The organism is Streptomyces sp. NPDC001714 (assembly GCF_042892755.1).
In the GTDB taxonomy this organism is placed as follows: Bacteria; Actinomycetota; Actinomycetes; order Streptomycetales; family Streptomycetaceae; genus Streptomyces.
Map to the genome: position 1 here is coordinate 1 of NZ_JBIAUL010000052.1, position 13,582 is coordinate 13,582.

The 13,582-nt window shown below is 68.3% G+C and carries 16 protein-coding genes and 1 pseudogene; 15 read left to right on the forward strand and 2 right to left on the reverse strand.

The annotated features are described in order from the left end of the window. Positions 1–129 precede the first annotated feature (129 nt). On the forward strand, positions 130–1,023 hold the full coding sequence (locus ACFY0P_RS51725) for a hypothetical protein (RefSeq protein WP_388929460.1): 894 nt from the start codon (positions 130–132) through the stop codon (positions 1,021–1,023). 62 nt (positions 1,024–1,085) lie between these two features. Then, positions 1,086–1,229 (forward strand): hypothetical protein, encoded by a 144-nt coding sequence (locus tag ACFY0P_RS51730; protein ID WP_388929461.1) that lies wholly within the window; start codon positions 1,086–1,088, stop codon positions 1,227–1,229. A 153-nt stretch (positions 1,230–1,382) separates the two neighbouring features. On the opposite strand, the gene ACFY0P_RS51735 is transcribed toward ACFY0P_RS51730, so the two are convergent. After that, positions 1,383–2,726 carry a hypothetical protein gene (locus ACFY0P_RS51735; RefSeq protein ID WP_388929462.1) on the reverse strand — a complete coding sequence of 448 codons (1,344 nt, stop codon included), beginning with the start codon at positions 2,724–2,726 and terminating at the stop codon, positions 1,383–1,385. 25 nt (positions 2,727–2,751) lie between these two features. Continuing rightward, on the reverse strand, positions 2,752–3,210 hold the full coding sequence (locus ACFY0P_RS51740) for a hypothetical protein (protein WP_388929463.1): 459 nt from the start codon (positions 3,208–3,210) through the stop codon (positions 2,752–2,754). Positions 3,211–3,274: 64 nt separating this feature from the next. On the opposite strand from ACFY0P_RS51740, the gene ACFY0P_RS51745 reads away from it, so the two are divergent. The 13 genes and pseudogenes from ACFY0P_RS51745 to ACFY0P_RS51805 form a co-directional block, all read left to right on the forward strand. Next, a complete protein-coding gene (locus ACFY0P_RS51745; protein ID WP_388929464.1) occupies positions 3,275–3,547 on the forward strand; it encodes a hypothetical protein in 273 nt (90 codons plus the stop codon). Further along, on the forward strand, positions 3,544–4,038 hold the full coding sequence (locus ACFY0P_RS51750) for a hypothetical protein (protein ID WP_388929465.1): 495 nt from the start codon (positions 3,544–3,546) through the stop codon (positions 4,036–4,038). The genes ACFY0P_RS51745 and ACFY0P_RS51750 overlap by 4 nt, the downstream gene beginning before the upstream one ends. Then, positions 4,035–4,370 (forward strand): DUF6415 family natural product biosynthesis protein, encoded by a 336-nt coding sequence (locus ACFY0P_RS51755; RefSeq protein ID WP_388929466.1) that lies wholly within the window; start codon positions 4,035–4,037, stop codon positions 4,368–4,370. Before ACFY0P_RS51750 ends, ACFY0P_RS51755 begins: the two co-directional genes overlap by 4 nt. Beyond that, a complete protein-coding gene (locus ACFY0P_RS51760) occupies positions 4,367–5,674 on the forward strand; it encodes an ATP-binding protein (protein WP_388929467.1) in 1,308 nt (435 codons plus the stop codon). Before ACFY0P_RS51755 ends, ACFY0P_RS51760 begins: the two co-directional genes overlap by 4 nt. A 55-nt stretch (positions 5,675–5,729) precedes the next feature. Beyond that, the gene (locus ACFY0P_RS51765) at positions 5,730–6,830 is read left to right on the forward strand and encodes a hypothetical protein (RefSeq protein WP_388929468.1); all 1,101 of its coding nucleotides are present in this window, start codon (positions 5,730–5,732) and stop codon (positions 6,828–6,830) included. 78 nt (positions 6,831–6,908) lie between these two features. Then, positions 6,909–8,414: an amino acid permease gene (locus ACFY0P_RS51770; RefSeq protein WP_388929469.1), complete on the forward strand. Its 1,506-nt coding sequence runs from the start codon at positions 6,909–6,911 to the stop codon at positions 8,412–8,414. Positions 8,415–8,417: 3 nt separating this feature from the next. After that, on the forward strand, positions 8,418–9,779 hold the full coding sequence (locus ACFY0P_RS51775; RefSeq protein WP_388929470.1) for a glutamine synthetase family protein: 1,362 nt from the start codon (positions 8,418–8,420) through the stop codon (positions 9,777–9,779). 127 nt (positions 9,780–9,906) lie between these two features. Then, positions 9,907–10,203 (forward strand): putative ATP-grasp-modified RiPP, encoded by a 297-nt coding sequence (tgmA, locus tag ACFY0P_RS51780; protein WP_388929471.1) that lies wholly within the window; start codon positions 9,907–9,909, stop codon positions 10,201–10,203. After that, complete coding sequence (gene tgmB, locus ACFY0P_RS51785) at positions 10,200–11,147, forward strand: ATP-grasp ribosomal peptide maturase (RefSeq protein WP_388929472.1); 948 nt, start codon at positions 10,200–10,202, stop codon at positions 11,145–11,147. Before tgmA ends, tgmB begins: the two co-directional genes overlap by 4 nt. Next, positions 11,144–12,262 (forward strand): ATP-grasp peptide maturase system methyltransferase, encoded by a 1,119-nt coding sequence (gene tgmC, locus ACFY0P_RS51790; protein ID WP_388929473.1) that lies wholly within the window; start codon positions 11,144–11,146, stop codon positions 12,260–12,262. Before tgmB ends, tgmC begins: the two co-directional genes overlap by 4 nt. Positions 12,263–12,453: 191 nt before the next feature. Next, on the forward strand, positions 12,454–12,753 hold the full coding sequence (locus ACFY0P_RS51795; protein WP_388929474.1) for a helix-turn-helix domain-containing protein: 300 nt from the start codon (positions 12,454–12,456) through the stop codon (positions 12,751–12,753). Between the two features lie 41 nt (positions 12,754–12,794). Then, the gene (locus tag ACFY0P_RS51800) at positions 12,795–13,349 is read left to right on the forward strand and encodes a dihydrofolate reductase family protein (RefSeq protein WP_388929475.1); all 555 of its coding nucleotides are present in this window, start codon (positions 12,795–12,797) and stop codon (positions 13,347–13,349) included. A 51-nt stretch (positions 13,350–13,400) separates the two neighbouring features. Beyond that, positions 13,401–13,582: pseudogene (locus ACFY0P_RS51805) on the forward strand (ABC transporter permease); the annotation flags it as partial.

A 13,582-nucleotide genomic window follows, 5' to 3' on the forward strand; every position in this document is an offset into this window, starting at 1 on the left:
CCCTCCGCGCGAAGTCCACGCCGAGTTCGAGAAGTTGCGAATCGCCGCGTGAAATAGACGGTCAGAAGCCTGTCCGGAAACTTCGTGGCTCCTCACGCGCATGAACCCGAACAGGCACACGATCCACAAGTGCACCCCTGGCTGAACGCCGGGGACCCGCAGCAGATCGAGGAACCGGGCGCAGCCTGGCACGAGCAGGAACAACAGCGCCACCAGCAAGACCCACTCGCAAAGAAACGGCGCCAACTCCTCCTCAAACAGCCCCCGTCGAAGGCAACCGCCAGCCTCCACAAAGCCAGGCCCACGCACACCCAAGGCCAGCACACCCACCATCCCGCAACCGGCCCGGCCCGCCACACGCCCCCACACGACACCAGCACCAGCACCAGCACCAGCACCAGCACCAGTCAGCCGACCACAACCCGGCGGGACGATCCCACCACCGAAACCGCCCGCCACCAGGAGAGCACCGCCACCACGACCACGACCAGGGCATGGGGCGAACTCGACGACCGGCTGACCGAGGACAACGCCCCGAGCACAGACGCTGACCAGGAGAGCGCAACTGCCAGCGCTCACGCGCTCCGCGAACGGCGCGGCACCACAGTCGACGCCACCATCGCCGGAACACCGCAACCTTCGAAAGATCCCGCCGACGTCAAAGACCCCACCCTCGTCGACCGCTACTACCAGGCCTGGCTCCAACACCACACCCAGCACGGGCGGGAACCCACCCCCAGCGAACTATCCGCCCTCCTCGCCCACCACGGCATGCTCGGCCGGGACAACAAACCCATCAACCCCTCCACACTCCGCCGCTACCTCCTCCCCTTCCGCCTCTACACCGTATGGGCCGAACACCGCACCCACACCACCACACCCTCCCCCCACACCGTCGCACACGACTGCAACCACCGCGGAATCACCGCCCAACACAACAAACCCATCACCCCCACACACATCAACAAACACACCAACGACTTCCAACGACGCTGGCACACCCACACCCACCCCCATCCATAAAATAGAAACCACCCTCCACAGCCGCTCCATCACACGACTGAAGGCTGGGACAGACGACGTTCGTGCGAAGGCTATGCAATAACGACATCCGCATCCTGCAACTCGCCGAACATGCCCCGCCGCTGGACCCCACCGCCCTGACCGACCTTGAGAAGCCACTCGCCCTGGTCCGCGACCGCCCGTTCGGGGGCAAGCCGCTCTCCTGAGCTGAGCCGCACGTGCAGGACACGGCCACGCGCCCGAGCCCGCCCTCCACGCTTTTCGGGCTGCCTGCCGAGCGGCGCCGCAACGCAGGAGCACCTGCGCCCCTATCTGGCCCCAGGGCCGGGCACGAGCGCATTTGTGTGTTCGGGGCGCGGCTACGCGCCGAATGAATCGATCAGGTGGTCGTCGAGGGCGGCGAACCAGTCCTCGCGGCGCCATGGCCGCAGGTCGCTGCGGGCGCGGCGGAGCCGGATCGAGGCGACTCGGCCGCCGGTCGCCGAGGCGGCGTCGATACAGCCGTGCAATAGTTCGGCGGCCGACTCGGGAGCGTCGAGACGGATCCGGGCGACTGCCTGATCGGTGGCCACGATCGCCCGCTGCACACGCTCGCGCGGGGCTTGTAGTGCCTCGGCCGATCGGGCGAAGTAATCGTGTGCCTCGGCCGGGTCGCCGACGTACAGCGACGTAACGCCCTCGAACCCGCGTAGGTGAGCATGCGAGAACAAGGTCGGCGCGGGGTCGCCGTCGCGGTCACTGTCCATGTCGTACCACGCTAGGGCGAGCGCAGCCCGTGCATGCCGCTCGGCGCCGGCACGGGCCGCGATCTCCGCCTGCAGGGCATGCGCTCGCGCCCGGACCGTGACGCTTTCACCGGCTCGCGCATCACGTACAGCGGCGTCAACGAGCCGCTGTGCTGCCTCGATTCCCGGCGTCGAATACAGGGTGACCAGGGCGTTACTCATGTGGACGACGGCACGGCACCACGGCGAGCCGATACCGCCTGCCGCGGCGGTCGCCTCGGCGTACAGCGCCCGCGATGCCTCGTCGTCGCGTGTCTCGAACGCCGCCCGTCCGGCGAGGGTGTACGCCTGCGCGGCGACCGCCTGCAGGCCGGGGAGCAACGGCTCCGGCACAGCGGCACCGAGCAGCCGGCGGCACGACTCGACGATCGGTGCGAGCAAGAGCTGCACGCGTACGAACGGCACGCTCCCGATTTGTCCGTTCACGTCGCGGACGGCAAGGCTCATCGCAGCGAGTAGACCCTCATCGAGCCTTGAGGGGTCGGCGAGCGCAGTCGACAGAGCAAGTTGCGTCGACGGTCCGAGCAGCGCGAGCAGCCCGCCGCCACCATCGGTCGCAGTCTTCACGAGGAGTGTGCGCAGCTCGCCGAGGCGCCGCTCGCTCTCGCCGAGGAGCGCGAGCGCGTCGAGCAGCTCGGCGAAGTCGCTGCCGGCGCCGAGGGATGTCTGCCCGTCGGCGCTGCGGGCGTACAGGTGGGCGAGCAGCAGTTGATACCGGTCGCCGGGCAGGATCGGCCCCCTGCCGGTCTCCCACCGTGCGACGGTCCGCTGCACACTCGCGAGGCTCGCATCAAGCGGCTGACCGAGTTCGGCAGCCTTGGCGATGATGGCTCGGGCGAGCCTGGCGAGAGACCAGCCGCGGGCGAGCCGTAACCGCTTGAGTGTGGCAGCGCCGACGAGTTTGTCGTGCGCGCTCATGCCCTCATGATGCATGCTCTGCAGCTCATATGGGCACGATCAGTCGTGGTTTCCCCTCCGCGGCTGCATAGTTGAGGGTCTGCCACGTGCCCGAGGCGCCTTCGGGTCCGGCGAGCGGGAACCCGATTACCATCTGCGCCCGGTCGACCATGTACCGGTTGCGGGCGTGATACGCCGGGGTACTCAGTTCGGCAGCGCCGAGTTCGACGACGTCGGCGATCCGGTCGCGGCACCGTTCGATCGCCTGCCGCGCCTCGGCCGGCTGCTGCGCGACCGTGCCCGGCACGACGACCGTGATCTGCGCCTGCGAGTTACCGGCCAGCCACAGCAGAGACAGACTGTCTATCCCTTTGGCGCCGCCGATGAAGAAGTGCGCGTCATCGCTTGCCCATGGTGCGAGGTAGATGCCGAAAAGGTCACGGAACCAGGCGAGTTGCCGGTGCCCGGTTTCCCGTGTTCCGGTGATCGATGCAGCTAGTGGCATTGATCAACTCCGTGTCATAGGTTGTCAGATCCTGTTATTGCACCCGCTGGGGTGGGATCGAGGCATGAACGCGATGACCGCCTCGGCCATTCTGGCCGAACAGCTTGCAGCACGCGGGCTGTCTGTGACGAAACGGGATCTCCGCGCCGTGACCGTGGCGAATCCCCTGCACTCCGGCCTCGGCGAGATCGTCACCGCGCAGGGCGGCCGCTATCTGACCGGCTACGGGTACGAGATCGGCGAGCACGGCGACGAGCCCGCGACCGCCGACCGGGTCGCGTTCCTGCTCGGGCTGCCACGCGTGAGCATCCGCCGTCCCACGGGGGTAATCAGGTGATCGAGGAGTCGCCCAAGATCAGCGACGCCTGGCTCATGGCCGGCGGGTTCGACGGGTTCACGGCGCTGGACTGGATCAGAGCAGCGACGAGTGTTACCAGCGCCCTCGCGGCGTGGGATCAAGGCCGGCTGGTCGACGTCGCGGTCGGCAAGGGTTGGGACGTCGTCCGCCTGCCGCGTGCGCTCGGATGGCGGACCGTCGAGCGGATGCGCCACGCGGGCACCCCCATCGGTCCGGTGCAGCACACCCCAGAGGGCGTCGAGGTGCTCGTGCCGGTCGGCTCCGCCGCCGAGTGGCAGCTACCCGACACCGAGGTGCTCACCGAGGGCACGGTCGCCGTTCCCCACCCCGCGACGGTCGCCCCACGTACGCAGCATGCGCACACGTGGATCGTCTCACCGCAGGAATGCGCCCCGCTCACCGACGCCGATCTGCTGCACGAGGCCTACGCCGCCGCGCTTGCCGCCACGCACATGGACAGCGCCCGATGACTGCGGGCCCGTCTGCCGAACCGCAGACCGACGACCCGATCCCGGCGCTGATCGGGGCCGCGTTCGATGCGGCACGCGAACAGCCGGCGCCCGAGCAGCTCGTCGAGATCGACAAGCTGCTGCGGGAAGAGATGACCCGGTTGTCGACGACCGCGACCGCCCTTTCCGAACACCGGTCTGTCCGCTCGCGCGGGTGGTACGCCCTCGTAAACGCCGTCGACCGCGCCGAGTACGCCCTCACATTCCAGAACCGCGAGGGGCTCGCCGGCGCGCTGACCGTCGCCGAACTCGCGCGCAGGGTCATCGAGCTGCGGCAGGTGACCGCACCGTGAACGTCTGCACGATCTGCGAGCAGCCGATCGAGGCCGGCCACTCGGTCAAGGAAATTGCCCACCGTGACGACTGGGACCGCAAGCTGCCGTCGGCGCTCTCGCACAAGAGCTGCCGCAGGCGCTCCGTGACGGTGCCGTTCGTTGCCTCCTGGTCGAGCGAGCTGATCGACGACCCGGTCGTCGTCGGCCGGCTGCTTACCGGGATCGGCTACGCCGACGAGATCGCCTCGGATCGCGACGACCGCGGAGTGCTGCGGCTGCGCCGCCTTGACCGGCAAGGGGCCGCCAAGCCACGGCACAGGCACGTGCACCCCGACCGGCAGTGCCGCGCCATGGCCGAGCTGCTGTGCCAGGTGTGCGGCGAACCAACCGACGAGGACGACCGCGGGCGGCTGTGGCTGCTCGAAGATTCCCGGACGGAGTGGGCAGGCTGGCCCCACGACCTAGTAACGCCCCATCCACCGACATGCCTGCCCTGCGTACGCAAGGTGCGCGAGGAGTGCCCTCACATGTGGCGGGGCAGCGTCGCCGCACAAGTCGGCAAGTCTGAACTGTGCGGGGTGTGGGGGCGCCGGTATACCGGGAGTCGCCTCGCACCGACTCCCGGCGAGGTTGGCGTCGTTCCGGTTCGAGGAGTAGTAGTCAAGACCTGTGAATCGATGAAGTTATCGCCTGTTGCTGTGGTGCCATCGGATCTCGCCGTCGTGAGATTCGTCGGTGGGTGCGAGCCCGGCGGCAGTGGCGACGGCGGCGGATGCCCAATGTTCAGGGTGGATGCGGGCAATGACGGTGTGCACCGGCTGCTGGCTGAGCCACGATCCGCTGCCGAGTTGGCAAGCCCGCAGGCGGCGCCATCTCTTGTTCCAGTTCACTATCCCGTGACGGACGGGTTCGACATGGCAATGCCGGCGGCTGTGGCGAGCGTCAGGCAGGCGCGGCGGGTAGCGCGGGTCTGGTGTCGTCACTGCCGGGTGCCGGACGACCTCATCGACAGCGTGCTTCTCATCGTCTCCGAGATGTGCGCGAGCGCCATTCTGCACGGCAGGGCGGACAGCATCGGCGTACGGGCCTGGCTGCCGTCCTTGGGCGTACTGCGCATCGAGGTCGCCGACTACACCCCCTCCCAGACCCCCACGGTGCAGCCCCCATCAGCTGACAGCGAGACCGGCCGCGGCCTGCTCCTGGTCGACGTCGTGGCATCGGACGCGGGTGGTCGCTGGGGATTCACCGCCGACGGCAGCCGCGCTTGGTGCACGCTCCCCCTGCCCACGGAAGCCCACTGCGCGCAGGCCTCTGGTTCCTGACCAGCCCGAGATCCGGCAAGTCACTCCACCCCCCCCCAATCCCAAGGCCTCCTCCATGCCTGATTCCTTAGCGGCCGGTGCCGCGTACGCACGCTTCGCGCCCAACGGCACCCCCGATGACATGAGCCTCGTTGTCAGCCCGGTCGGTGCGGACACCGGGCTGCGGATCGCTCTCCAAGACCTGCGGCTGGGGCGCTATTACGCCGCCCGGGATCTACTCGAAATGACGGGCCGTGAATGGGGGCTGCGGACGAGCCGCAGCAACTTACTGGCGGCCGGCGCCGGTGAGCCGGGCATCTTCAAACTGTGGCTGGACCAGGAGCCGAACAGCCCGGACGCAGCCATGATGTGGGCGCGGGTGCTGACCCGGGCCGCGCTCAAGGCCCACCGCAGCGGTATGAGCGAGGACGTGGTGGGAAGCGCCGCGCGGTTGGCTGCGAAGGCAGGGTGGCGGGCAAGCGAACTGCTGCCCGAGTGCCCGGTGCCGTGGGTCGACAAGATCCTGCTCGCGCAGCTCCCCTACCCGGCCCACATGCTCGATCCGCGCGCGCGGCACCGTCGGATGCCGTGGGACGAGCTGCCCGGCGGTCGTGACCAGGGGATGCCGCACCTCGGTCCCTGGCCCCTGCTGGGGGAGGTCGATGCCCGCCACCCGGGCAATCGCGGGGGGTACCACGCCATGCGCCAGTACTTCCAGAGGGTTCGCAGCACGGGGGCCGCGATGGACTTCTCCTGCTGGATGGTCCTGTCGGAGCCGTCCAACCCAGAGCTGTGGCTGCTGCCCGTGTACGCCCTCGTGGACAAGTTCCGTACGGAGTACGAGAACGACGGCGGGGCGACGGAGAGGTTCTGGCAGACCGGGGTCGTCGGACACTACGCCGTCCAGGCGTACAACGAGTGGTTCGCGCAGCTCCCGCCGGCCGAGTACCCGTGGGTGTCGATGGCGGATTTCAGTCACCTGGCCCACGCTTTGGTCGCGAACGGCGAGACGAGGATGGCCGCCGATGTGCTGCGGGCGATGGGCCCCTACGTCACCGCCCAGCCCTGGAAAGACGTCAACACGATTTTGGGCCGCTCCAAGGACTGGACGGATGGGTTCCTGACGCTTCGCGCCTCCACCCTGCGCCGCTGGCCCCTCACCACCCCCACCACCTGACCAGCCTCACCCTCTTGGCGTTCAACGCCCCCTGCTCCGTCCTGTCCCCCTTTTTTCCTGATTCGAAAGTGATCCCTGGTGTCTCACAGAAGAACCAGCACAACGGCCGCAGACGACGACGTCCTGGCCCAACTCGGGATCCGGCCCGAGCTCAGCCGCCGTACGAGTCCGTTCCAGAACTTCGCGATCAGCATCACGGTGATCTGCATCCTCGCCGGCGGGATGAGCTTGTTCGGGTTCGGCATGAGCCACGGCGGGCCCGTGGTCATGCTCGGCACCTGGTTAGCCATCGGTTTCTTCACCCTGCTCGTCGGGCTGGCACTGGCCGATGTGGTCTCCGCCTACCCGACGTCCGGTGGCCCGTACTTCATGGCTAGCAAGCTCGGCGGTCCCCGCTGGGGCTGGCTGGTCGGCTGGCTCAACCTTCTCGGGCTGCTGGGCGCCATCGCCGGCATCGACTACGGCGCCGCAGCCTTCACCGGCGCCTTCATACAGATGCAGTGGGGCATCGCCCCCACCGACGCCACCACCATGCTGATCTTCGCGGTCATCCTGCTCGTGCACGGCCTGCTGAACTCGGCCGGCGTCCGCGTCCTCAACCTCCTCAACTCGATCTCCGTGTGGTGGCAGCTCGGCGGCGTCGCCCTCATCGTCGGAGCCCTCACCCTCTCCTCCGCCCCGCACCAATCCCCCTCGTTCCTGCTCACCTTCCACAACGACAGCGGCCTCCACAGCCCCGTCCAGGTGGTGCTGGTCGGCAGCCTGGTGGCCGGTTACACGTTCTGCGGATACGACGCCTCCGCCCACATCGCCGAAGAGACCACCGACGCCCAGGTCTCCGCCCCCCGGGGCATCGTCCGCTCCATCTGGGTGTCCTGGGTGGCCGGGTTCATCCTCCTCGCCGGCATGCTCCTCGCTGTCCAGGACTACCAGGGCACGCTCAACTCGGCGACCGGGGTTCCCCCCGCGCAGATCTTCCTCGACGTTCTTGGCGCGGCAGGCGCGAAGGTGCTGCTGCTGGTCGTGATCGTGGCGATGCTGCTGTGCGGCAACGCCGAGGTCGGCGCCTCGTCCCGCATGGTCTACGCCTTCTCGCGCAGCCGGGCCCTGTGGGGGTGGCAGAGCTGGCAGATGGTCAACGACCGGACCCGGACACCCACGCGGGCCGTCTGGCTGTCGGTCATCGTGCCGTTCGTGCTCGCCCTGCCCGCCCTGTACTCGACCGCCGCCTACGGGGCGATCACCGCGATCAACGCGGTCGGCATGATCCCCGCCTACGGCATCCCCGTCTACCTCGCCCTGCGCAAGGGCGCCGATTACCAGTCCGGTCCATGGACCCTTGGAGTCTGGCGCAAGCCGGTCAGTGTCATCGCCTGCCTCTACGTCGTGGTCATCACGGTGGTGTTCTGCCTGCCCCAGACCTCCCCGGTCACCACCGACTCCTTCAACTACGCCGGCGTCACCCTCGCGATCGCTCTGCTGTTCGCCTGGGGCACCTGGCAGACCCGGGGCAAGAAGGCCTACCAGCTCACCGCCAACCACATCGCCCAGCCCAGCGAAGCCCTGATCGAAGAAAGCAGCTGACCGATGACCACCCATACCCTCCCCGCCCCGCTGCGTGGGCTCATCAGCCATGACGAACTGCGCGAGGCCGTACAGCAGGGCACCGTCCGCACCGTGATGACGGTCGTCCCGGACATGCTCGGCCGCCTCAAAGGCAAACGAGCCGCCGCTCTCGCCCTCATCGAACGGGGCGACGAAGGCGACGGGGTGCGCGTGGGAGAGGCCTGCTCGTACATCCTGGCCACCAACGCCGACATGGAGCCGCTGGACGGGTTCGACCTGACCGGCTGGGACGACGGATTCCACGACATGGGCATCAACGCCGACTGGGAGGCGGTGAGGGTACTGCCGCACATGCCGGGCCTGGCCCTGGTCCACTGCGACGCCGTGGACACCGACGGGGCGCCCGTCGAGGTCGCACCCCGCCAGATGCTGCGCCGGCAACTGAAGCGCCTGCAAGAGCTGGGCTACGAGACGAAGGTCGCCTGGGAGAGCGAGTTCGTGCTCTACAACGGCGACCAGCCGTTCGTGAACCGCAACAGCGACTACGACCTGGACTTCCCGCCTCGCCTGGGCGACTTCCTTGGCCACCTGGAGGACGCCCTGCCGGACGCCGGAGTAGAAGTGGAGGCAGTCAAGGCCGAGGGCGCGCCCGGACAGCTTGAGGTCACCTTCCCCAAGAGCGGGGTGATGGAGGCCTGCGACAACCACACGGTCTACAAGCACGTGGTGAAGCATCTGGCGCGGCGCCACAGTCTGACCGCCGTGTTCATGGCGGCGCCCGTCACCGGGATCGCCAGCGGTCTGCACTTCAACCTCTCCCTCTGGCAGGGGGACCAGCCCCGGTTCGCCATGCCCTCCCCCCGCGCCCTGCCCACCGAGATCATGAGCCACAGCATCGCCGGGCTGATCGCTGCCGTGCCGCACCTGATGCCCTTTTTCGCGGGCAACACCAACGCCTACAAGCAGTACGCGACATCGCATTCCTTCGCGCCCCAGTTCATGAACTGGGGTCCCGACAACCGCGGATGCGCCATACGCGTCACCGGGCACGGGCCAAGCAGCCGACTGGAGATCAGAATCGCCGGCGCGGACGCCAACCCGTACCTGGTGGCTGCCGCCTCGCTCGCGGCCATCGCGCACGGCCTGGACGCGAGGCTCACCCCGCCGAACCCCTGCCTGGGCGATGCCTACACCGATGACACGTTCGCTCCGCTGCCCCGTGATCTCTCCGAGGCACTGGCTGCCCTCCGTTACGGCCACATAGCACGCGACCTCCTCGGCAAGCAGCTCGTCGCCCACTACGCGCGGGCCGCCCAGGCCGAGATCGATGAGCAGCAACGCGAAGTCACCGACATCGAACGACACCGCCTCACCCTGGCCTAGCCCCCCGCACCCATGAACACCGTGCGCGGCAGACCACCCGCTGCCGCGCACGGCCGACTCCCCGCCGGCGGGAAAAGCCCGTTTCTACGGCGGGGCAACCTGAACACCCACCCTTACGGAGGCCTCCGTGTTCGTCCACTCTGACCGTCTCCCCGCCGAGCCCGCCGTTCCAGCGGGAGTCATCACCCCGCGCCCCTGGGGGATCAACCGCATGGCGCCGTACCCCACGGTGGCGCCCGGCTACGCCACCGCGACGCTGGACCTGGACACCCAGACCACCGTCTTCCGTGACCATGCCGGCCAGGTCATGGAGATGCCCGGCCACGGCACCAGCACCGGCACCACGCCGTCCACGGGCACCAGCCCCGACGGGCAGGGCCAGGGCCAGACGGACTCCGACACCGGAAGCGACGGCGACCAGTGACCAACCCGGGGCCGGTGCTGGTCGTCACAGTGCTGAACGACCCCACCGCCGATGTGGTGATTCGCGAGCTGTATGACCGGGACGTTCCGGTCGTGCGGTTCGACTCCGGGGACTTCCCGGCATCACTTTCGGTGGAGGCAGAGATCGCCCCGAACGGCTTCGTGGGCCGCCTCAGCACGCCCTCACGCACGGCCGAACTGACCGCGGTCCGCTCCCTCTACTACCGTCGGCCGACCGGCTTCGCGTTCCCTCACCTCAGCAAGCAGGACGCGCGGTTCGCCATCACCCAGGCCCGCTACGGCCTCGGTGGCGTGATCGCGTCCCTCCCGAACTGCCGCTACGTCAACCATCCTCACCACATCGGCGACGCCGAGTTCAAGCCCTCCGGCCTCTCCGTAGCTGCCAGATCCGGTTTCCTGGTGCCGCCCACGCTCATCACGTCCTCCCCGGACACCGCTCGCGCCTTCATCAAGCGCAACGGTCCGGTCATCTACAAGCCTCTGTCCAACCCCGTCTACCTCGTTGACGACGTGTCCCAGGTCGTCAAGGTCGCGGAGGTCGCTGCAGAGGACATCGACGACAGCGTGGCCGGCACCGCGCACCTGTTCCAGCAGCGGGTCGAGAAGATCGCCGACGTCCGCGTGACCGTCATCGGGCGTCAGGTCTTCTGTGTCCGGATCGACTCCGACCTCCTCGACTGGCGTACCGACTACAGCCGCCTGCGCTACACCCCCGTCTCGCCACCCCTGGGGATCGAGCCGGCGCTCTACGAGTACCTGGACCACTTCCAGCTCCTCTTCGGAGCATTCGACTTCGCCGTGGACGCCGGCGGCCGATGGTGGTTCCTGGAGTGCAATCCCTCCGGCCAGTGGTACTGGCTGGAGCCCGAAACCGGCTTGCCGATGTGTGCAGCCATGGCCGACCTCCTGGAGAGGAAACCGTGAAAGACCCCGAAGAGCTCCACCGACTTCTCCTCAAGGATCTGTTCGCCAAAGGGGCGCTGCGTACGCCTGCGTGGAGGAACGCCGCCACGGCTGTGCACCGCCACGACTTCCTCCGCGGCGGGTTCTTCCGCCAGGTGCCCAACTCCCAGCCCTCCGCCTGGGGCCCCGTCGTAGACGGCTGGCCGGAGTGGCTTGAGGGCTGCTACACCGACGAGTCCCTGGTGACGCAGATCGCCGGCACCATCACGCCCACGGACATCCGCGGCGAGATCATGCGCGAGCCGACCAGCTCCAGCACGCTTCCCTCCCTCGTGCTGCGCATGCTGGAGGACCTCCTCGTCGAGCCGGAGATGAACGTGCTGGAAATCGGCACCGGCACGGGTTACTCCACGGCCCTCCTCACCGCGCGCCTGGGCGACGAGCACGTCACCTCAGTCGAGTACGACAACGACGTGGCCGCACGAGCACAGGAGGCTCTCGGCCGGCAGGAGATGTATCCCTGGCTCGCCTGCGGGGACGGTCTGCTCGGCTACGCGCCCCGGGCGCCCTACGACAGGGTGATCGCCACCTGCGGCGTACGCACCGTGCCCCAGGCCTGGATCGAGCAGACCCGGCCGGGCGGCCTGATCCTGGTCTGCGCCGGCGGCTGGCTCAACGCCTCGGAGCTGGCACGGCTGACCGTCGGCGAGGACGGCACGGCCTCGGGGCCCCTGCTGGGAGGCAACGTCAGCTTCATGCTCGCCCGCCCCCACCTCCCGCCCCCACTCGGCCTCCTGCCCGACCTGACGGAAGGCGACGAGCGGAAGACCGCTCTGACGGCCAACCCCCTGACCGACTGGGCCTCCCGCTTCGTCGTCCAGGCCGCCATCCCCTCTGCGCAGCGGCTGACCATCGAGCGTGACGGACGCACCGAGGAAGTTCTGGTCGACGTCAGCTCCGGTTCCTGGGCCGCGCTCTACGCAGACGGCGACCAGTGGATCGTCCGCCAGGCCGGTCACGAACGTCTCTGGGACGCCGCAGAGGAACAGCTCATCCGCTGGCACGCGGACGGTCAGCCACCCCTGACCCACTTCACCCTCACCGTCACCCCGGAAGGACAGACCTTCACCTGGTAGTGCCTGGGGCGGGTGCCGCACACCCGACAGAACCCGCCCCACCCACAGCCGCCCGGCACCCATGCACCGGGCGGGGCGACATCTGGAAGGGAGTGGTCCCTGTACAGCCTGATCATCAGCCCGTTCCTCGACGGATTCTTAGCCGTCAAACCCGGAAGTACGACGTGGACTGCGACCCGATCGTCCCCGCCGTGCTCGACGGTGCTACCTCCGATGTCTCGGAACGCACCCTCCAGCGCCGCTTCCTCGCGGCGACGGGCCTCACGCGGGGCGCCATCCGGCAGATCCACCGCGCCCGCGAGGCGGCGGTACTGATCCAGGAAGGTGCGTCGGCCCAGGACGTCGTGCACCGGCTGGGCTACTTCGACCAGCCGCATCTGGCGCGGTCCTTGACCCGGTACATCGGCCGTTCCGCCACTCAGCTGAGCTCTCCGGACCGGACGGAGCCCCTGTCGCTTCTGTACAAGACCTCGGCCACAACGCCCGCGTAGTTTTCCTGACGTAGCCGATGGGCACTCATCACGGAGGAATCATGCGCAAGGTCGTTTCGGGTCTGTTCGTCTCGCTCGACGGCGTCGTCCAGTCGCCGAACGAGTGGCAGTTCGCTTTCGACGAGGAAATGGGCGCGGCCCTGGGGAAGACTCTGGAGACGGCCGACACGATTCTGCTGGGCCGCGTGACCTTCACCGAGTGGGCCGGATACTGGCCGGCGGTGACCAGCGGCGAGGACGCCGGATTCGCCAAGTGGATCAACGATTCGCCCAAGTACGTCGTCTCCTCCACCCTGGAGAGCGTCGAGGACTGGGCGAACAGCACGCTCGTCAACGGCGATCTGGCGGCCGCAATCGAGGACCTCAAGGCGGGGCAGGGCAAGGACATCACCGTCGCGGGCAGCCCGACGCTGGTACGTTCGCTGTTGGAGCAGGACCTGCTGGACGAACTGGTGCTGCTGATCCACCCCGTAGTGGCCGGCGAGGGCCGCAAGAAGCTGTTCGCCAACGATGCCGCCCTCAAGAAGTTGGAGCTGGTGAGCGCCCAGCCAACCAGCAGCGGAGTGATCATCGCGACCTACCGTCCGGCGCACTGAGCACTGCTCGGCGCGGGCTTGCTACAGGGTTGGACCGGTCGCGCTCCCTGCGATGTCTACGCCGAGGCCGTGCACGGCCTTCAGCGCTCCCTGGTGATCGCGGTCAGTGTCTCCGTGCTGACGATCGCGCTCGCCGCGGTGATCGGTGCGGGGGCGGCCTACTTCGGCGGACGCGTCGAGAAACTGACCCTGCTGGTCATCCACTTCCTGCTCGTCGTGCCGTCGTTCCTGAT